Here is a 19,111-nt window from a genome sequence, read left to right on the forward strand (position 1 = left end):
GCAGTGCAGGCGCGCGTGGCCCCGGCTGCTCCCGTTCTTCCGTACCGAGCGTCCGCTGCAGAACGGGCAGGGATCGCTGCTTTCGATTCGCGTTCGAGCCAACTCCACCTCCAGGCAGGAGAGCACCCAATTGCGCCTACCCGAAAGATAATTCGCCAGCGTCACTGAGCAAGGGAGCTGCTACCGGAACGGTTGTTGAGAGTGAGAATAAGCCAGTGCGCGGGATCTTAGTGGCAGGGGACTTTCACAAACGAGTGATTCTTGCATCTCGGGCGATTCCGAATCTCCAGCTGAGCCTGAGGAAGTACGCCTTCCAGTTCAGATTCGACGCTGTGACATGATCAGCGGAAACGGAGGGCTGAAGCCTTCCAGAAACACCACGTGCCAGCGGGACGGATGAAGGCAGGGAAGAGCGGCGGTAAGACGGCGGAGTTCGTGCGGGTGCGGGGGGCGCGGGAGCATAACCTCAAGAACGTGGACGTCGACATCCCGCGCGACGCGCTGGTGGTGTTCACGGGCGTGTCGGGGTCGGGCAAGTCGTCGCTCGCGTTCGGCACGCTGTACGCGGAAGCGCAACGGCGCTACCTGGAGTCGGTGGCGCCGTACGCGCGGCGGCTCTTCCACCAGATGGGCATCCCCGACGTCGACGAGATCGACGGCATCCCGCCCGCCGTGGCCCTGCAGCAGCAGCGCGGCACGCCCACCACGCGCGCGCCTCTCGGAATCGGAACAGCCACGTGCGCCAACGGTGTCGTGTCGCCGCGCCGTGCTCATGCGTCGTTCGCCCGACTGGCCGCCCGCGCGCTCGGACAGGCCAAATGGAACCCGGATGTCGGCCGCGTCGCCTCTATGGTGCAGGGACAGAGAGGAATGGTAAATTGCTCAGGTTACGTCCCGGCGATAGCCTTGGCGCCAGCACATCGGCGCACGCTCGCCGCGCCGCAATTCTGAAGAGCCTTTAGCTTCTTTATAGGCCTATATGGAGCAAAATACTCGCGATATGTCCAACCTTGAAGGTCAATCGCAGGAAGCCCTTAGCAACGAGATCCACCGCCTGCGAGCCGCTTTGCACAAGCTGGAACACGAAGCACAGCTACGTGCAAGACGCAGGAGTCGAATTGGTTTCTTCGTGTCTAAGGCTAGCCTCAGAACCTTTGCTGGATCACAGCTCTTTCGAAAAACGGTTGACCTGTGGGACGCATGGAGTACTTGGGTTCGTTCCGGCGGGGGGGGGCCATGGCCCGAGTCGCCAACGCGCGACTTCGCCGCCGCACTGCTAGCTCGGTTCACCAGGGTTGGACTGACCTTTGTTATTCTCGCTTCCTTACCACTCATTATTACGCTACTACAGCTTATTGCTCTAACGAGACAGACTGAATTGATAGATCGGCAAACGGAACTCGCCGAATCAGCACGGCGTTCCGCCCTGATCTTCGAGCAAACTGCGATTTTGGATAAGATAGACGAGGAAATGGGTTCGCTGACTGTTGCGGACTCAGGTAAACCGCGTCTTTCACTAAGGCTAGAGGGTCGTATCATTGCCCTGAGTAGGTCACTACGACCATATCGCTACTTGGACGGGAATAAGCTTACCCCCATAGCCCTAAGCCCAGAACGCGGCCAACTCCTCACGGCATTGATGAACTCCCAAATTGACATGTCTCACGTACTCACTCAAGCCAACTTCCAATATTCTGATTTGCCCGGAATACGCTTCCGTGATTTCGATCTTGGCCAAAAGATGATGGTTGTCTCGAAGATGACGGTTCTCGCCGATAGTACTATAATCCTAAGAGCGGATGAGATATCACTTGCCGGGTCAAACTTCCGATCCTCCCTCCTTGAAGACGGCTCGTTCAAACTGGTACGGTTTGAGGGAGCGGATTTTCGCAACGCCAGTCTGAACAGCGTAAATTTTGAGGAGGCAAAGCTGACTGGCGCTAGTTTTTCGTACGCGACCTTGATAGGGGTTAATTTCACAGATGCTAATTTACAGCATGCTGTGTTTGAGGGCGCAAGAATGATCAACACTACGATCAACTTGGGTCGCCATAACGAAGTCCGAACTCTAGGAGCAAGGCTCTGCCGAGCAAGCAGCATTGAGAGTTCTCTAATTTCAGCAGTTCTCCTAACCGAGATGGCAACGGACAGCGAGTGTGCACAGAAGTTACGTAATAACGTTGCTCAGACCGAGCCGTAGCTACCGCGCTCTACGAGCTTTGTGAGATCGCGTTATGAGGATCTCATGCGTCACATCGCGGGCGGTAGCCTTGGGCCAGCACCTCGTCGGTCCACTCGCCCGCGGCCTCCTGCGCGTTGCGCAGATCCTCGCCGAACTCCAGCACCGCCTCGGCAACCAGCAAATCCATCGACATCTCGCACTCGGAGACGTAGCGCGAGAGCTTGATCGAGGAGTACGCGACGGCTTCCAGCGCGCCGAAGCGGTCCGACAGCATCTCCAGCAGCCGCGCGGGTGAGGCTCCCTTCGTGTTCATCGCATCCTCCTCCTTGCTTGCGCCTCCGGCGAAGGATGCCTATCGTGTAGACATCCCGATCAGCCATCCGGCAGGTTGGGAGATAGAGGGCAGTCGCGAACTCTTGGCCGGGTGAGCGACTGCCCTTCCTTGTCTATGTATGGTAATCCGCTCACGAACTTTTGTCAACGGATTACCATACCGATCGTCGGAGGCTGGATGTGAGTGATTCGGAGAAGCTGCAACGGCTCGTGCGGGAGATCATCCGGGAAAGCGAACTGCCGCGCACGCTCCTCGCGAAGGACGCGGAGATCAGCCGCGCCGCGATCGAAGCGTGGCTGTCGGGCAATCGCAATCCGACGTTACAGAGCGCGGAGCAACTGGCTGCGGGGCTGGAGCGCCGTGCGACGCGGCTCCAGTATTTGGCGTTCCGGCTCCGCAACGGACTGGAGCAAGATGGGTAATTGTAAACAACGTTGTTTACACATGCCAATCGCTTCAAATTACCAGAAGCACACGGGCGGGCTGAAGGCATGAGGGCACGGAAGAACGGCGGGGCGGGGGACGCGGCGGAAGGCGCGCGGCGGCCGGAGTTCGTGCGGGTGCGGGGGGCGCGGGAGCACAACCTGAAGAACGTGGACGTCGACATCCCGCGCGACGCGCTGGTGGTGTTCACGGGCGTGTCGGGATCGGGCAAGTCGTCGCTGGCGTTCGGCACGCTGTACGCCGAGGCACAGCGGCGCTACCTGGAGTCGGTGGCACCGTACGCGCGGCGCCTGTTCCACCAGATGGGAATCCCCGACGTCGACGAGATCGACGGCATTCCGCCCGCCGTGGCCCTGCAGCAGCAGCGCGGCACGCCCACCACGCGCTCGTCCGTCGGCAGCGTCACCACGCTCAGCAACCTGCTGCGGATGCTGTACTCGCGCGCGGGTGACTATCCGCCCGGCCAGCCCATCATCTACGCCGAGGCGTTCTCCCCCAACACCCCCGAGGGCGCCTGCCCCGAGTGCCACGGGCACGGCCGCATCTACACGGTCACCGAGCAGTCGATGGTGCCCGACCCGTCGCTCACCATCCGCGAGCGCGCCGTTGCCCGCCATTTGGATTCAGTTGCGCTACAAGATTCCGCAAACAATCTGGCGGCGTAGGTTGCACACGTGTATCATCGTCAGAGGAAACGACACGACTGGGGCGTGGATTTGATGAACACTGAGCATCCCCGTTGCTGGCTTCCTGCTCGTTTATCCCCACAATCCGAGACACAGCATGCATCGTGAGATCATACGCCAGCTCTGGAATCCACGAATCTATTCACCCACCTTTCTGTACCTGACGGAGCTACGGCGGCAACAGATAGTCGATGTCATAGAGGCTCAAGTACGCGATGCCGAGCGAAGCTCACGCGACGAACCCGGAGGAGTTGCTTCGCCGCGGAATGTTTCACCTCATGATTATGGGTCGAGCTTAGTAGACCCGGTGCTCTTTGCGACTGCGTTAGCATTCTACCTAGAAACGCCGAACGAAGCAGAGTGGTTCTTCGAGCCGTGGTTTGCTGGCTCCGCCACCCCGGCCGCAGACGAGCGGCTCGTTGATTTGGAGATGGCATTCTCCGCAGCCGACTTAGTTCCCGTGCTGACAAGCGCGCGGGGGATACTCGATAGATTCTGTGCATTTGCTCTGTCGCAGGCCGTGAAGGAGGAAGTACGGGTAGAGCTACATGACGAACATCATCATCTGAACGCGTGGAATCGATTCAAGTCTATCGAAGGTGGGGCAGACGGCTACGAAATCAAGTATCAAGTTATGACCCACACGTGGTGGCTCCTGAACCCCATTTTGCACTTCGCACAAGAATCGAAAAACCCCGAACTGCCTGAACTGCTCCGGATGCGTGGAGCGGCTGCTCATTATCACCTCCATGAGCATGCCGTGCAGTGGAACACCACTCACCAAAACCATCTGGCCAGAGTGAGCCGCTTATGGAATGAGGCTCAGGACCGAGCAAATACCGAGTTTACGTCCAGTCCGCCGGCACGCAAACGTGAACTGCTCATCGAATTGAAATGTAGCCAAATGCTCGTAGAGCGCGCGAAGCTCTTGTATCGCTTTAATCCTAGTGAGATTTTTGCACACCAAGCAGGAGAAGTAGTCCACGCTGCCTTACGCTCACGGGTGACTGCACGCCAAGCGAGCAGCGCCGAACAACAAGCATTGGACAGAAGCAGGGACCGACTTCCCTCGGAGATGCGACAGTCTCGGATCGCCACAATCCTAGCGAGGATTTCGCGCGCTGTACGGAGCATAAGATAGAACCGCGCCTGAATTCAGCGGCATACCCAGCCGCTCGCGAGGCGACAGATCACATCACCCGAACTGTAGAGGAGGACAGATACAGTATGACGAGCAATGATCGCAAGATTCGCATCTCCGTGAGTGAAGACATCTCGATTGACGCTTTTGAGATGCTCTCAGCAGAACTGGGTGAGGTTCAGTTCGCGAGCTTTGCTCAATTGCAGGTGGAAAAAGAGGAGCATGATTTCTATTCTTTGAATCTGCCAGATTTGGTCGAGCTCGTTATAGAACCGGCCAAGATTGTCGCACCCGTGCTTTCAATCGTTACAAGCATCATCAGCTTGCTAAAGTTGCGGAATTCGTCAGGTCGCCCTCCTAAGGTCGTTGTTGAAGTGAGTGGTAAGCGCATCACCGTTGAGGAAGGCGATGCTGAGAAGCTCCGCGCCCTACTTGAGAATCCCACGAAGGATGAAACTGACGGGCGGTAGGCGCCCGTAGATTTCTCCTACTCGGTGCTGAACGCATGCTGACCATGCAGGGAGACTGGCTGACAGCTTTCCGTTAAACGTCAAGCGGCTAGAGTACCGCCTACGTTCAGCAGCGTATCATCAGCCCAAACGCCCCTACGTCGATCCTCGACATAACTCTCGAGTGTAATCGTTAGTGGTACTTATCACCCGTTTACCACCGCCTTGCACGCCTCGCGGAGATCCTTGCCGAACTCCAGCACCGCCTCCGCAACCAGCAGGTCCATCGACATCTCGCACTCGCTTACGTAGCGGGAGAGCTTGATCGAGGAGTACGCGACCGCTTCCAGTGCGCCAAAGCGGTCCGCCAGCATCTCCAGCAGCCGCGCGGGTGAGGCTCCTTCCATCTTCATGGCATCGCTCCTCGTTGCTTGCGCCTCCGGCGGAGGATGCCTATTGTGTAGACATCCCGTCTGCCTCGCGGCGGGTGGATTCTAAGGGCAGTCGCGAACTCTTGGCGGGGTGAGCGGCTGCCCTTCGGCTTTCGCCGTATATCTAATCTGTAGGCGGGTAGTTGTCAACGATTCTGCTCTACGCATCAGAGGGAGACGCGTGTGGTCAGCCCGGATCGAATCCAGAAGATCGTCCGCGAAGTCATCCAGGAGAGCGAGCTTCCGCGCACGCTGCTCGCGCGTGACGCGGAACTCAGCCGCGCCGCGCTTGAAGCTTGGGTTGTCGGCTCGCGCACTCCGCAATCCGAGAGCGTGGAGCAACTCGCGAACGGGCTAATGCGGCGTGCGAATCAACTGCAGCACCTTGCCATTCGACTACTCGCTCTTCGGGAGCAGATGAACGAATCCGGCGAACAGGCGTAGGGCCGGTGAGTAGACGGAATCTGTCTATCACCATGGTAATCACAAGCAGGCGGGACGGATGAAGGCAGGGAAGAGCGGCGGGGCAGGGGACGGCGCACGGCAGCACGAGTTCGTGCGGGTGCGGGGGGCGCGGGAGCACAACCTCAAGAACGTGGACGTCGACATCCCCCGCGACGCGCTGGTGGTGTTCACGGGCGTGTCGGGGTCGGGCAAGTCGTCGCTGGCGTTCGGCACCCTGTACGCCGAGGCGCAGCGGCGTTACCTGGAGTCGGTGGCGCCGTACGCCCGGCGGCTGTTCCACCAGATGGGCATCCCCGACGTCGACGAGGTCGACGGCATTCCGCCCGCCGTGGCCCTGCAGCAGCAGCGCGGCACGCCCACCACGCGCTCGTCCGTCGGCAGCGTGACCACGCTCAGCAACCTGCTGCGGATGCTGTACTCGCGCGCCGGCGACTATCCGCCCGGGCAGCCCATCATCTACGCCGAGGCGTTCTCCCCCAACACCCCCGAGGGCGCCTGCCCCGAGTGCCACGGGCACGGCCGCATCTACACGGTCACCGAGCAGTCCATGGTGCCGGATCCGTCGCTCACCATCCGCGAGCGCGCCGTCGCCGCGTGGCCGCAGGCGTGGGGCGGGCAGAACCAGCGCGACATCCTCGTCACCCTCGGCTACGACGTGGACCGGCCGTGGCGCGAGCTGCCGCAGGACGTCCGCGACTGGATCCTCTTCACTGACGAGCAGCCCGTCGTCCCCGTCTACCCGGGGTACACGCCGGAGGAGACGCAAAAGGCGCTCAAGCGCAAGGAGGAGCCCAACTACATGGGCACCTTCAGCAGCGCGCGGCGGCACGTGCTGCACACCTTCGCCAACACGCAGAGCGCATCCATGCGGCGGCGGGTGATGCAGTACATGCTCAGCACCGACTGCCCCGCGTGTGGCGGCAAGCGGCTGAACCCGGCGTCGCTGTCGGTGACGTTCGCGGGGATGGACATCACCGAGCTGGGGCGCCTGCCGCTGGCCCGCCTGGCTGCGCTCGTCCACCCGTACGTGGAGGGAACGGCGGGGGGATCGGCGGATGCGGATCATCCCGAAAAGGCGCTGGTGGCGCGGCGCATCGCCCAGGACCTGGCGGCGCGGCTGGAGGTGCTGCTGGACCTGGGACTGGGGTACCTGTCCATCGAACGCAGCACGCCGACGCTGTCCCCAGGTGAGCTGCAGCGGCTGCGGCTGGCCACGCAGGTGCGCTCCAACCTGTTCGGCGTGGTCTACGTACTGGACGAGCCCTCCGCCGGCCTGCATCCCGCGGACACCGAGGCGCTGCTCCGCGCTCTGGACGGGCTACTGGCCGCGGGCAACTCGCTCTTCGTGGTGGAGCACGAGATGGACGTCGTCCGCCACGCCGACTGGATCGTGGACGTGGGCCCCGCGGCGGGCGAGGGTGGCGGACGAGTGCTCTACAGCGGCCCGCCGGCGGGTCTGGCGGATGTCGAAGAATCGCAGACGCGCCGCCACCTCTTTGGCGAGACGCGGCCGCCCGCGCGCACGCCGCGCGAGCCGAAGGGCTGGCTGGCGCTGGAATCCGTCACGCGCAACAACCTGCACGAGCTGGATGTGCGCTTTCCGCTGGGCGTGTTCACCAGCGTCAGCGGCGTGTCGGGATCGGGCAAGAGCAGCCTGGTGAGCCAGGTGCTGGTGGAGCTCGTCGCGGCGCACCTGGGCCACGAGATCCCCACGTCGGCGGATGACGAGGACGATGCCGATCATCCATCCTCCGTCCCCGTCGGCGGGCGGATCGCGGGCGGGATGGAGGGGATCCGCCGCCTGGTGCAGGTGGACCAGAAGGCGATCGGCCGCACGCCGCGCAGCAACCTGGCGACGTACACGGGATTGTTCGACCACGTCCGCCGCCTGTTCGCCGCCACGCCGGACGCGAAGAAGCGGCGCTACGACGCGGGGCGGTTCTCGTTCAACGTGGCCAAGGGGCGCTGCGAGACGTGCGAGGGCGAGGGGTTCGTGATGGTGGAGCTGCTCTTTCTGCCCAGCGTCTACGCGCCGTGCCCCACCTGCCACGGCGCGCGCTACAATGCGCAAACGCTGGAGATCCGGTTGCGAGGCCGCAACATCGCCGAGGTGCTGGGGATGACGGTGGATGCCGCGTACGAGTTCTTCGCGGGGGAGGATGCCGTGCGCCGCGCGCTGCACGTGCTACGCGAGGTGGGATTGGGATACCTGCGCCTGGGCCAGCCCGCCACGGAGCTGTCCGGCGGCGAGGCGCAGCGGATCAAGCTCGCCACCGAGTTGCAACGCACGCAGCGCGGCCACTCGCTCTACGTGCTGGATGAGCCCACCACCGGCCTGCACCCCTCTGACGTGGAGAAGCTGGTGGCGCAGCTGCACGGCCTGGTGGACGCCGGCAACACGGTCGTGGTGGTGGAGCACGACATGCACGTCATCGCCGGCAGTGACTGGGTGATCGACGTCGGCCCCGGGGCAGGGGAGCAGGGAGGTCGCGTGGTCGCCGCCGGCCCGCCTGCCGTGGTGGCCGCAGCAGCGGAGAGCCGCACGGCATCCTATCTCGCGCGGGAGCTGCCGTAACGTCACCGCGAGTCCGTCCAACGCCTTGTCGGCCCGGAGGGAGAACAATGGTTCTCCGCAAAGGGAGTCGCTGGCCTGATCCGGCGGAGGCTCACACTGGCGCGGCGGCGCGCTCGCGGTAGCCCGCAACGAAGTCGCTGACCCCGGGAATCGCGGTTTCGTATCGCCCGCAGAGATCCAGGAATGCGTTCTGCCAGCCATCCGGAGCCGCAGCCTCAGGAACGCGGACGTCGAACAATAACCGGCTCGCGAAGGCGTACCAGTACACCCAGTGCTCTGGCACAGTCCGGATCTGTGCCTCCATACAGCTGAAGATCGCGGCCGTGAGCTCGTAGATAGCTGCATCGGAGTCTCCCGTCTTGGGAGGGGCTAGCGGGGCGTCGTAGCGGATCACCCATTCCCCGCGTTCGGTCTCGTAGCACCACGTAGGGATCACACGAGCACCCGACTTTACCGCGAAGTACGCCGTGCCACCCATGGCAAAGGTGAATCGCCCCATGAACGGCACTAGCAGCGCACTCCCGCTTCGGTTGTCGTACACGTCGGGCTGCATGGTGAGAACCTCGCCACGCCGCAACGCTTGGAGCCCAGCCCGCACGGCGCGGCCGTCGCCCAGCAGCGTGTTGACCGTGGGGCTCATCTTTTCAAACAGCTCACGGTAGCCGGCCGTGCTCGGATTCTCATCCGGGGGGGCGTAGAAGGTGTTGACCCGCTTGCGCCCTTCCATCGCGAAAAGCAGGTGCACGCATGCGAGCAGCGGCACGCCGTAGTGAGCGGAAAAGGCGATCACCGGGCCATCGTGCTCCCGCGCGGCCTGCAGGTGCTCCTCGCCCTCCACCCGCACGCGCGTGCGGAAGAACTCCTCAAGTTCGGCTTTCCCGGCGCTCTTCATCCACTCCACCGTCAGACCGAAGCGGAACTGTGAGCGCAGATTGCACCTCGCGAGGGCCGGCAACGCGTCCGGTTCCATCTGGGGAAACGCCATCGCCAGATTCTTGCGCACACGCTCTACCTGCGACGCGGATGCCCGCGGCGCGGTGCCTGACGCGAGCAGCCCCCGCAGGAGGCCGGCGCGCATGCCGCCTCGTAGTCCCGGGCCCACCGGGAGCAGGCGGTTCGCCAAGTTCAGCCATCCCGTCTGCGCAGCCGCGCGGGTCACGCGCCCCTCCCGGCGTTGAGCGCGCGCGGCGCGTGTTTCGCCTCATCGGAAAGGGAGTTCAGCCGCGCCGTCGACCACGCGTACAGGTCCGGCTCCATCCCCGGACCGCTTGCCTGCCACACCCGCAGAAACCCACGCAGGTATCCCAGCGCCGCCGTTCGCGTGTAGACCGCGGCACTGGCCGAATTCCGATCCAACCACCCCCACGACAGCACCTCCTCCGGCCGCCAACGGATGACCCGCTCCATCGCACCCGCCAGCCCCTCAACTAGCGTGGTGATTTGGACCGACGTTACGGTGCTCCCGTGATCGCCCATGAACTCAGACCGGAGGGCCAGCGTGCTTGAGCCGTCCACGTCCAAGGTATAAACGGGCGAGACGCCGCGGGCCGCCAGAAGCGGCTCTAGGAGGGAAAAGAGGTGCGGCGACCCCAGGAAAGGGGTCTCCCACCGGCCGTTCAACCCCGCGGCGGCATGATCGGGAAACGTCACGTAAACGGCACGCTCCCCTGCCCGTGCCATGCCGAGCAGCTCCGTCGCGGTCGCCAGGCGTGCCCGCGCCCGGGAAAGGTCCGCGAGCAGCGGGGTTAGGAACGTCTCCGTTGCGGGGGTTTGCAGGATGCGGAGCGTCCGCCCTTCATCCAGAAGCGCCGCGACCAGCGCCACGGCATCCACCGTCAGCGGGAGCGCGAGCAGGGACGCGCCGCCGGAATCCGGGACGCAGGGTAGCGGGCGCAGGGTACCGCCCGGCCAGCGAAGGAGGCGCCGCGCCAGCCCCGGCCGGCCGCGCAGGAGGGCCAAGACCCGCCGCTGGCATCCGGACGAGTCCTCACGAAAGACGCGGGCCTGCCCAGCGGAGCAGCCTAGGGCGCGCTGCAGCAGGTCAAGGCCCGGAACGGGGATTTCCTCGGGCAGTTCGGGCAGGATGGCGTGCCAGCGCCAGCGCGCGTACGCCGCCAGCAGCGGCGCGGGCGGCCACGCGAAGACGGAACGGGGCAGGGCGGGCATCAGGACTCACGCTTCGGGGGAGGGCGGGGCCAGGAGCGCCGGCCGTGCAGGGGCCGCCGGCACGAGCAGCAGGTAGACTCGCCTGGCGAGAAAGAACAGAGCGATGAGGATGATGAGGATCCAGAACGTGCCGGACAGGAACTTCCCGAGGGCGAGCAGCGGCGTGCTGGCGTCATGCCCGCCTGCGGAAGAGACCGCACTCGAAAACTCCGTGGCCAGGGCGGGATACGCCCGCACCGCCGCGCCGCCCGCCGTCACGAGGGCGCGGCCGACCAAGATGAAGTACAGCGTGAACAGGGTGCAATAAGCTGCCAATATCCCACGCTGCACGCCGGCCTCCGCGGCCGTGGACCGAGGCGCACGTCCCAGCAGGCGCGCAAGCCCGCCACGGATCGCCGTGTAAGTCCGGTCATGCAGGTTGGTGAGACCGCTCAGGTCCGTGAGGAGCCAGTAGCCGTCCATCTTGTACATTGGGTTCAGCATGTGCGCCATCGAGAGCATGCTGAGCCATACGAACCACCGCGCGGACGCACTCCCCGTCTGCCACGCGTACACGGCGGAAACCGATACGACGAGCGATTGGAAGTACAGCCCCCCCAAGTCCACCACGGCCCGGCTCCGGGGCGGCAGGCGCCACGCGCGCGTGACGTCCGTATACATCACGGGGAAGACGAGATAGATACCCGCGCCGATTTCGCCGGGTGGACAGCCGAAGCGCGCGCACGCGGACGCGTGCCCCAGTTCGTGCACGAGCATGCTTGCCAGCACCAGCGCCACGATCAGGACAAGCTCTCCGCCCGCGACTGGCGTGGCCGTGGCGGATGGAGATGAAAACGACAGGAGCAGGGAGGCTGCGAAAAACGCCAGGACCACCGTTGCCGCCGCGGGAGTGAACATCCACGTCAGGCTGCGGCTCACGCGCACGACCACGGACTCGCGCAGCAGGGTCTTCCGGACCAGCAGCGGCGACCGGCGGGCGGCGGGTGCAGAATCCGCGAAGAGCGTCGCGGGAAACTGTCCCCAGACGACGCCCCGCAGCTGCTCTTCGGTCAGTGGCTGGCCCCCGTCCGCGTTGCAGCGCGCCACCAGGTCAGCCAGGGTCGCGGGGCGGTGCTCCAGCGCCGCGAGCACGCGGTGCATCGCCGCGTTCACTACGTAGAACGTTGTCCCCGCCTCCACCAAGTACTCACCCCGTGCGGCCCGCGGGCCGTCGGGAAAGGGGGAGATGCGGATGTCGTCGCGAAGCTGAGGTAGGGTAGTATTCACGATCACCAACAGTGCGGGTGCGAGAGTGGGTGCCGCCGGGGACGGCCTGCGCCGCCCCGGCGGACGCCCTATTCACCCGTGATCAGCAGTACGAGTTGCACTCGGAGATCGTGATCTCCTCGACAAGGGCCGCCATCTCGAACCGCTCTTCCAACTCCTCGATCTGAAACGTCTGCTGTTCCATGGTTCGTCTCCGATTGGGCGTAAAATGCGCACCGGGGACTCAGTTCCGCCGGCACACCATTCGTCACTGCGAAGACCCACAGGCGAGTGGAGCGGAGGGCGCCCTCGCTCATCGATCCTTGGTGCCTCCGCGGGTGAGCACGCATAAAATGTGTCTGTTCAACAATGCCGCCAAGCACGCAGAGACATACTAACAGCACGCTCCCGCGCCTGTATATCGTGCTGTGCTTACATCATGATGTGTCACCATCAGGCCCCCAGTATTCGCGAAGGTGCTGGGTGCGGAACTGTGTCAAGAGGAGGTCCAGTCCTCCGCGCCTCCGTACGTCGCTCGCCGTGAGCCCCGCATATCGGTGAAGCTGGTTGCGCAGGCCGGATGAGGAGGCAAATGCAAGGGCGCCCGCTACGTTCTCGACCGAGCGTCCAGGGTCTTCCAACAAATGTCCTGCGCGGAACAGCCGCATCCACACAACCAACTTGTTCACCGGAGGGAGCCCCGCCGCGCGTAGGTGCTCCCGCAGGGTATTCGGATGACGGTGGTAGAGCGCGGCGACTCGCGCCGGCGGGAGCGCCCCATCCCCGTGGATCACCACCTCATGCACAAGGGCGCGCAGGTGGTGGGGAATCAGATCGCCGATAGCGGTGAAAACCCGGGTGGGGAGCCACTCGGCTCGCGCTTGGGCGAGGAGGTACGCGAAGGCCGCCGGCCCATCCTCCTGATCACGCATCACAAGGTGACGCACCCCCATAAGCCCCAACTGTAAACCATCTCGCGCCGTTCCTCGAAACTCCCCGTAAGGGAGCAGCACCACCGAAGGAAATTCCAGGCGGAAGTGCGCGCAAGCCTCCACGTCCAGCACCCCGCGGCTGCAGGGATCCACTACAGCCAGTTCGGGCATGCGCGACCGGGCGGCACCGGCCAGCTCGTTCCAGCCGCGCACTTCCACGAGCGCCGATTCCGGGGGCCCCCCCGCGTTCATGCGCAAGGCGACTCGAAGGCGGCCGAGCGCCACGGGATCTGGAAGGAAGGCGAGGAAGGGTAACATGATTCATCCACATACTGTCGGATAGAAATTACTTCTGATACAATGCCCGTCTTGTGTTTCTGCAAACTATGATCCGACGGGATGGCCTGTGTGGAGTGATTGGACGAGCCCTCCGCCGGCCTGCACCCGGCCGACACCGAGGCGCTGCTCCGCGCGCTGGACGGGCTGCTGGCCGCGGGGAACTCGCTTTTCGTGGTGGAGCACGAGATGGACGTCATCCGCCACGCCGACTGGATCGTGGACGTGGGCCCCGCGGCGGGGGAGCAGGGCGGGCGCGTGCTCTACAGCGGCCCGCCGGCGGGATTGGCGGATGTGGAGGAGTCGCAGACGCGCCGCCACCTCTTCGGCGAGACGCGTCTGCCCGCGCGCACGCCGCGCGAGCCGAAGGGATGGCTGGCGCTGGAATCCGTCACCCGCAACAACCTGCACGAGCTGGATGTGCGGTTTCCGCTGGGTGTGTTCACCAGCGTCAGCGGCGTCTCGGGATCGGGCAAGTCCAGCCTGGTGAGCCAGGTGCTCGTCGAGCTCGTCGCCGCGCACCTGGGCCACGAGCTTCCCACGGCGGTGGATGATGAGGACGATGCCGATCATCCATCCACCGTTCCCACCGGCGGGCGGATCGCGGGCGGAATGGAGGGCATCCGCCGCCTGGTGCAGGTGGACCAGAAGGCGATCGGGCGCACGCCGCGCAGCAACCTGGCCACGTACACGGGGCTGTTCGACCACGTACGCCGCCTGTTCGCCGCCACGCCGGACGCGAAGAAGCGGCGCTACGATGCGGGCCGCTTCTCGTTCAACGTGGCCAAGGGGCGCTGCGAGACGTGCGAGGGCGAGGGGTTCGTGATGGTGGAGCTGCTCTTTCTCCCCAGCGTCTACGCGCCGTGCCCCACCTGCCACGGCGCGCGCTACAACGCGCAGACGCTGGAGATCCGTTTGCGAGGCCGCAACATCGCCGAAGTGCTTGGGATGACGGTGGATGCCGCGTACGAGTTCTTCGCGGGCGAGGATGCCGTGCGCCGCTCGCTGCACGTGCTGCGCGAAGTGGGGCTGGGATACCTGCGGCTGGGCCAGCCCGCCACGGAGCTATCCGGCGGCGAGGCGCAGCGGATCAAGCTCGCCACCGAGCTGCAGTGCCAGCAGCGCGGCTATTCGCTCTACGTGCTGGACGAGCCCACCACTGGCCTGCACCCCTCCGACGTGGAAAAGCTGGTGGCGCAGCTGCACGGCTTGGTGGATGCCGGCAACACCGTCGTCGTCGTCGAGCACGACATGCACGTGATCGCCGGCAGCGACTGGGTGATCGACATCGGCCCCGGGGCGGGGGAGGAGGGCGGCCGCGTGGTCGCCGCCGGCCTGCCCGCCGCAGTCGCGCAGGCGGCGGAGAGCCGCACGGCGCCGTACCTCGCGCGGGAGGTGGGATGACGGGGCAAAGCACAACGATCATGATCGCAGCGGAGGCGCTCCCTTCAATCCAGGGAAGCGCCTCCGTACGCGTTGCTCGCTTGTTGATGCTGGTGCGCGGTAAGGTTCAGCAGCAGTCGCTCACATACAGGTACTGGCTACCCGGCATGGGTAAGCAAATGCAAGCCTCCTCCTGGTAACTGTAGGAGTGGGAATCGAAGCCATGCACCGTTCCACGGGTCGCTGGCGAGTTCGGCTGGACTTCGAACTGCTCGACGCGCAGCTTCTCGATCTGTAGGCTGAGCTTCTTCTTCATGGTCCACCTCGCTGCCCAAAGGTTGGATCTCGGGCGGCATTCGTCCGGTCCGGACGCGCCGATGCAGAACTGTGCGTCACAACCTAATTGGTCACATTTACGACACAAGACATCAAGGTGGTCGGTCACATGCACGTGATCGCCGGCAGCGACGGGGTGATCGACATCGGTCCCGGCGCTGGCGCTGGCGAGGAGGGCGGCCGCGTGGTCGCCGCCGGGCCTCCGGATGTGGTGGCCGCCGCGTCAAAGAGCCGGACCGCGCCGTACTTGGCGCGGGAGCTGGGGTGACAGACGTGGGGGCCTTGGGTCGAGTTCGTGCTGTGCCTCGCCGTGCGAGTCAGCAGGCAGATAAACGCTGAACGGCGCGATTGCGGCCCCTGTTACAACCGCCTCTCGTGCCGCTGTGATGGCAACTTGACAATGTGTAGCGAACTTCTACTTGGAGGATTCAAATGTATTCAATCATCGAGTATGAGGGCAGAGAGATTAATGTTCGCCAGATTGCACGCCCGGAGGGCTGGCAGTGCCGGGTGCTAATTTCGGAAGATGGCACCGAATACTTTTTCGACCATATGGTGCGGCTCTCGACCTTGTTTGACATGTCGTTCATCCACAAGATGACGGACGAGGAGATCGCTGGGTACAATGCGGGTACCCTACGGATGGCGGACTTGGCAGAGGAATTGGAGGCCGAATACCACCGTCTGCATCGCCCCCCGCAACCTCGCCCAAGACGATGGTAATCGAGCTGCAGCGCACGCAGCGCGGCCATCCGCTGTACGTGCTGGATGAGCCCACACCGGCCTGCGACGCGCTGGGCGAGTGGGTGGACCGCCTTCGACGGCTTCCCCGAGCCCCTGCGGGCGCGCTGTCGGAGGAGGGCTCCCCGCGGTCGAAAGCGTTACCGTCCTGTCCGAAGCCAGCGCCCCGGTCCAGATCTGCACGTTGGGGCCGAGCGATGGCGTCAGCGTCGCATTGCCGCTCCGGACGGCGACGCCGCCGGCGGGGGTGAGGGGGCGGCCGCACACATCCACGGCGGGCTGCGCATTTATTCATTGACTGTCCTAAACCGTGGGTGTATGTTCCGGAATCCAATCGTTCTCCGGGGGCAAATCTCCCCGGCCCCCATGAATCGAGGAAGAACCATGCAGAAGCTCCAGCTGAACGTGGAAGAGCTCGCGGTCGAGCAGTTCTCGACCGAGGCGGCGGCGGACACGCGTGAGGGCACAGTGCACGCGCATGATGCCTCCAAGGAGTGGTCGGGGTGTAACATCCACACCTGCTACTGCTGAGCCAGGCTTTCAGGATGGCCACGCATGCCGCCGCTTCCGGAGTACGGAAGCGGCGGCACGTCTTTCCGGCCACGGCTACCAGGCCCCGGAGCACCGCCCGTTGCTCCCGAAACGCCCCGCGGCCGTAAAAATAGTCAACCTGATTGACTATCTTGCGGGCGAGTCGTACATTCTCGACCGTACCGTGTGGGTTTCTCCAGACGAAAGGTCCAGAATGGCGGTCATCCAGCGGGCGGAGAACGAGCGGCACGCCATGCACGGCGCCGTGTTCACCGCGCTTGCCTCGCCCAGCCGCGGGACGCGGCAGACCAGCCTGTGGCGCGTGGAGATTCAGCCGGGAACGCCGGCCACGCCGCACCAGGTCACGCAGGAGGAGATCCTGGTGGTCACCGGCGGGCGGGCGCGCGTGCGCATCGGCGCGGATGAGGCGACGGCCGCGCCCGGCGACTGCATCGTGGTGCCGGCGGACACCACGTTCGCGCTGAACGTGGACGGGCCGGAGCCGCTGTCGGCGCTGGTCTGCTTCCCCGTCGGCGGCCGCGCGCGCCTGCCGGACGGCGCCGAGTTCACGCCGCCGTGGGCGCAGTGAGCACGACTCGCGGTGAAGAGGCGGGCGTTCCCCTCGCCCGCCTGTTCGCCATGGCGTTCCGTTCGCTCATCGACGCGCTGCACGTGCGGCTGCAAGGGACGGACGTCGCCGACCTGCGCCCGGCGTACGGCTTCGTGCTGCTGGCGGCGCGCGACGGGGTGCCCAGCGTGGGCGACGTGGCCGCGCTGATGGGCACCACCAAGCAGGCCGCCTCCAAGCTCATCGACGGGATGGAGGCGGACGGCTACGTCCGCCGCGTCCCCGACGCGGACGACGCGCGCGCCCGCCGCATCCGCCTTACGCCGCGCGGCCATTCCGCGCTGCGGACGGTGGAGGCGGTGTACGCGGAGCTGGAGGCGGAGTGGGCGCGGGTGCTCGGCAGGGAGCGGCTGGAGGCGTTGCGGGCGGACCTGGCGACGGTGCTCCGGTCCCGGAACGACGGCCGCCTTCCCGCCGTGCGGCCCACGTGGTGAGCCGGGTAGATCGAAACACCACCAGAACGGGCGCCCATTGTGGGGCCGGGGCAGGGGAGGAGGATGGCCGCATCGTCGCCCCGGGCCCGCCCGCCGCCGTGGCGCGCGCCGCGAAGAGCCGCATCGCGCCGTACCTCGTGCGGGTGCCGGGGTGACGGATGGACGAGGTCCCACGGCGGCACTCCCGCCAACCGCAGCGGGTGCCGGGGCGCGCGGAGATCTGTTACTTTTATAGACCAGAATTGGGAGTGCGCGCATTCTGCGCGGCACACACCCAACGCATCCGAACGGAGAAAACGATGAAAAAGCTGAGCCTGAAGATCGAGGACCTGACAGTCGCGAGCTTTGCGACCGACGTGGCGCAGGACGAGCGCGGCACCGTACAGGGCGCGCAGATCTCGATGTTCTGCACGCGGCACGAGTGCGTGGAGCCCTCGCAGCCGGGCTACGCCACGTACGTCAACAACGTCTGCATCCGCTGCTGATCCCGCCCTCCGGACCGGCGTCGTGTTCGCGGCGCCGGTCCTCGCATCACCCGAAGACGGCAAAGCAGTAGCTTGCCGCGTTCCCGGCGCGTTTCCCTTCGTCGCGCGGCTTGACGCGCAGGGGTGGCACCTGTACGTGACCCTGCTGTGGAGCGGGGTGAGGAATGGAGAGGGAAGGGAGCCGCCCGCCTTTTCGGAGGAACCCGGCGGCGCTAGAATGCCGGCCATGGCGAAATACAACGTACGGCAGCGCCTGGCGCTGCGCCGGTCCGGCATTCACGGCAAGGGAGTCTTTGCGCGGGAGCCCATCCCGGCGGGCACCCGGCTCATCGAGTACACGGGCGAGCGGATCACCCAGGAAGAGGGAGACCGGCGCTATCCATGGCTCGATTCCGTCCCTTATCACACGCTGCTGTTCACCATCGAGGATGACCTGGTGGTGGACGGGGGCGTGGGGGGCAACATGTCGCGCTACATCAACCATTCCTGCGATCCCAACTGCACGTCGGTCATCGAGGATCGCCGCATCTACATCGAAAGCCTGCGCGACATCCAGCCCGGCGAAGAGATCACCTTCGATTACCAGATGATCACCGGGGGGCGGCACACGGCGGCGGAGAAGCGGCGCTTTCCCTGCCGCTGCGGCGCCGCGGGCTGCCGGGGCACCATGCTCAAGAAGAAACGCTGATCCGCGGGCCGGGAGGCCGTGGTGTTCGGCGGGAGCCCGGTCCGGAGCGGATGGATGCCGGCCGCGGCGGGTGGATCATCACGTCCGGAGCCGACCGCGCGAAGCCCGCACGCCGGCGATGCCGCGCGTGGACGGGTTGGAGTCCGCGGTCAGGCGCTCCACTTGTGCAAGCCATAGTTTACGCCCTTATTCAGGCGTTACACACCCTACCTTTTCCAACTCCTCTCCGACTGGGAAACTCCTATGGCCAAGCTGACGCTGGACCTCGACGCCCTGCAGGTGGAATCGTTCGGCCCCTCCGACGCCGTGGCGGCGGAGCGCGGCACCGTGCACGCCCGGGAAGCGCTGTTCGCCGCGAGCAAGCCCTCCTGCGCCGCCTCGTGCGGCTACGCGACCGACCCCTGCATCTGCGGTCCGGTCGAGCCGCTGACGTCGGTCTGCTGATTGGCCGATCGTACGCCGGCGAAGGCCGCGCCCTGACGGACCGGGGCGCGGCCTT

21 protein-coding genes and 3 pseudogenes are annotated in these 19,111 nt (G+C 65.0%); 17 read left to right on the forward strand and 7 right to left on the reverse strand.

The window, feature by feature from the left end; all coding sequences use genetic code 11:
• Positions 1-396 precede the first annotated feature (396 nt).
• Positions 397-723: pseudogene (locus tag VGC13_RS33425) on the forward strand (excinuclease ABC subunit A); the annotation flags it as partial.
• 277 nt (positions 724-1,000) lie between these two features.
• Positions 1,001-2,200: a pentapeptide repeat-containing protein gene (locus VGC13_RS11285; protein ID WP_331125359.1), complete on the forward strand. Its 1,200-nt coding sequence runs from the start codon at positions 1,001-1,003 to the stop codon at positions 2,198-2,200.
• 43 nt (positions 2,201-2,243) lie between these two features.
• Here the strand turns inward: VGC13_RS11285 and VGC13_RS11290 are convergent, their stop codons facing one another.
• Positions 2,244-2,495 carry a hypothetical protein gene (locus VGC13_RS11290; RefSeq protein ID WP_331125360.1) on the reverse strand — a complete coding sequence of 84 codons (252 nt, stop codon included), beginning with the start codon at positions 2,493-2,495 and terminating at the stop codon, positions 2,244-2,246.
• Between the two features lie 200 nt (positions 2,496-2,695).
• Here VGC13_RS11290 and VGC13_RS11295 point away from each other — a divergent pair, with 200 nt between their 5' ends.
• The 4 genes and pseudogenes from VGC13_RS11295 (at position 2,696) to VGC13_RS11310 (ending at position 5,257) form a co-directional block, all read left to right on the forward strand.
• Positions 2,696-2,938 (forward strand): helix-turn-helix domain-containing protein, encoded by a 243-nt coding sequence (locus VGC13_RS11295; protein ID WP_331125361.1) that lies wholly within the window; start codon positions 2,696-2,698, stop codon positions 2,936-2,938.
• 69 nt (positions 2,939-3,007) lie between these two features.
• A pseudogene (locus VGC13_RS11300) lies at positions 3,008-3,571 on the forward strand (excinuclease ABC subunit A); the annotation flags it as partial.
• Positions 3,572-3,743: 172 nt separating this feature from the next.
• Positions 3,744-4,787 (forward strand): hypothetical protein, encoded by a 1,044-nt coding sequence (locus VGC13_RS11305; protein ID WP_331125363.1) that lies wholly within the window; start codon positions 3,744-3,746, stop codon positions 4,785-4,787.
• Between the two features lie 86 nt (positions 4,788-4,873).
• A complete protein-coding gene (locus VGC13_RS11310) occupies positions 4,874-5,257 on the forward strand; it encodes a hypothetical protein (RefSeq protein ID WP_331125364.1) in 384 nt (127 codons plus the stop codon).
• Between the two features lie 185 nt (positions 5,258-5,442).
• Here the strand turns inward: VGC13_RS11310 and VGC13_RS11315 are convergent, their stop codons facing one another.
• Positions 5,443-5,649, reverse strand: coding sequence for a hypothetical protein (locus VGC13_RS11315; RefSeq protein ID WP_331125365.1), 207 nt, complete (start codon positions 5,647-5,649; stop codon positions 5,443-5,445).
• Positions 5,650-5,850: 201 nt separating this feature from the next.
• Between VGC13_RS11315 and VGC13_RS11320 the strand changes: the two genes are divergently transcribed.
• Both VGC13_RS11320 and VGC13_RS11325 read left to right on the forward strand, forming a co-directional pair.
• Positions 5,851-6,111: a hypothetical protein gene (locus tag VGC13_RS11320; protein ID WP_331125366.1), complete on the forward strand. Its 261-nt coding sequence runs from the start codon at positions 5,851-5,853 to the stop codon at positions 6,109-6,111.
• Positions 6,112-6,169: 58 nt separating this feature from the next.
• Positions 6,170-8,707 (forward strand): excinuclease ABC subunit UvrA, encoded by a 2,538-nt coding sequence (locus VGC13_RS11325; protein ID WP_331125367.1) that lies wholly within the window; start codon positions 6,170-6,172, stop codon positions 8,705-8,707.
• A gap of 91 nt (positions 8,708-8,798) precedes the next feature.
• On the opposite strand, the gene VGC13_RS11330 is transcribed toward VGC13_RS11325, so the two are convergent.
• From VGC13_RS11330 to VGC13_RS11345, 4 genes are all read right to left on the reverse strand, one after another.
• Positions 8,799-9,785 carry a hypothetical protein gene (locus VGC13_RS11330; RefSeq protein ID WP_331125368.1) on the reverse strand — a complete coding sequence of 329 codons (987 nt, stop codon included), beginning with the start codon at positions 9,783-9,785 and terminating at the stop codon, positions 8,799-8,801.
• A gap of 77 nt (positions 9,786-9,862) precedes the next feature.
• Complete coding sequence (locus VGC13_RS11335) at positions 9,863-10,873, reverse strand: hypothetical protein (protein WP_331125369.1); 1,011 nt, start codon at positions 10,871-10,873, stop codon at positions 9,863-9,865.
• Positions 10,874-10,879: 6 nt separating this feature from the next.
• On the reverse strand, positions 10,880-12,148 hold the full coding sequence (locus VGC13_RS11340) for a hypothetical protein (protein ID WP_331125370.1): 1,269 nt from the start codon (positions 12,146-12,148) through the stop codon (positions 10,880-10,882).
• Between the two features lie 407 nt (positions 12,149-12,555).
• Positions 12,556-13,368 (reverse strand): helix-turn-helix domain-containing protein, encoded by an 813-nt coding sequence (locus tag VGC13_RS11345; RefSeq protein WP_331125371.1) that lies wholly within the window; start codon positions 13,366-13,368, stop codon positions 12,556-12,558.
• 99 nt (positions 13,369-13,467) lie between these two features.
• Here VGC13_RS11345 and VGC13_RS11350 point away from each other — a divergent pair.
• Positions 13,468-14,790 (forward strand): annotated as a pseudogene (locus VGC13_RS11350) (excinuclease ABC subunit A); the annotation flags it as partial.
• Positions 14,791-14,896: 106 nt separating this feature from the next.
• Here VGC13_RS11350 and VGC13_RS11355 read toward each other — a convergent pair.
• On the reverse strand, positions 14,897-15,085 hold the full coding sequence (locus VGC13_RS11355; protein ID WP_331125373.1) for a hypothetical protein: 189 nt from the start codon (positions 15,083-15,085) through the stop codon (positions 14,897-14,899).
• A 129-nt stretch (positions 15,086-15,214) separates the two neighbouring features.
• Between VGC13_RS11355 and VGC13_RS11360 the strand changes: the two genes are divergently transcribed.
• The 8 genes from VGC13_RS11360 to VGC13_RS11395 all read left to right on the forward strand — a co-directional run bounded on the left by VGC13_RS11360 (position 15,215) and on the right by VGC13_RS11395 (position 19,056).
• Positions 15,215-15,373 carry a hypothetical protein gene (locus VGC13_RS11360; RefSeq protein WP_331125374.1) on the forward strand — a complete coding sequence of 53 codons (159 nt, stop codon included), beginning with the start codon at positions 15,215-15,217 and terminating at the stop codon, positions 15,371-15,373.
• 164 nt (positions 15,374-15,537) lie between these two features.
• Positions 15,538-15,828, forward strand: coding sequence for a hypothetical protein (locus VGC13_RS11365; RefSeq protein WP_331125375.1), 291 nt, complete (start codon positions 15,538-15,540; stop codon positions 15,826-15,828).
• Between the two features lie 402 nt (positions 15,829-16,230).
• Positions 16,231-16,377, forward strand: a complete 147-nt coding sequence (locus tag VGC13_RS11370; RefSeq protein ID WP_331125376.1) for a hypothetical protein — start codon at positions 16,231-16,233, stop codon at positions 16,375-16,377.
• A 214-nt stretch (positions 16,378-16,591) separates the two neighbouring features.
• Positions 16,592-16,966 carry a cupin domain-containing protein gene (locus VGC13_RS11375; protein WP_331125377.1) on the forward strand — a complete coding sequence of 125 codons (375 nt, stop codon included), beginning with the start codon at positions 16,592-16,594 and terminating at the stop codon, positions 16,964-16,966.
• Positions 16,963-17,439, forward strand: coding sequence for a MarR family winged helix-turn-helix transcriptional regulator (locus VGC13_RS11380; protein WP_331125378.1), 477 nt, complete (start codon positions 16,963-16,965; stop codon positions 17,437-17,439). The genes VGC13_RS11375 and VGC13_RS11380 overlap by 4 nt, the downstream gene beginning before the upstream one ends.
• Before the next feature lie 299 nt (positions 17,440-17,738).
• A complete protein-coding gene (locus tag VGC13_RS11385; protein ID WP_331125379.1) occupies positions 17,739-17,924 on the forward strand; it encodes a pinensin family lanthipeptide in 186 nt (61 codons plus the stop codon).
• Between the two features lie 226 nt (positions 17,925-18,150).
• Positions 18,151-18,612 carry an SET domain-containing protein gene (locus VGC13_RS11390; protein ID WP_331125380.1) on the forward strand — a complete coding sequence of 154 codons (462 nt, stop codon included), beginning with the start codon at positions 18,151-18,153 and terminating at the stop codon, positions 18,610-18,612.
• A 243-nt stretch (positions 18,613-18,855) separates the two neighbouring features.
• Positions 18,856-19,056: a hypothetical protein gene (locus VGC13_RS11395; protein WP_331125381.1), complete on the forward strand. Its 201-nt coding sequence runs from the start codon at positions 18,856-18,858 to the stop codon at positions 19,054-19,056.
• Positions 19,057-19,111 lie beyond the last annotated feature (55 nt).

Source organism: Longimicrobium sp. (genome assembly GCF_036399255.1).
Lineage (GTDB): Bacteria > Gemmatimonadota > Gemmatimonadetes > Longimicrobiales > Longimicrobiaceae > Longimicrobium.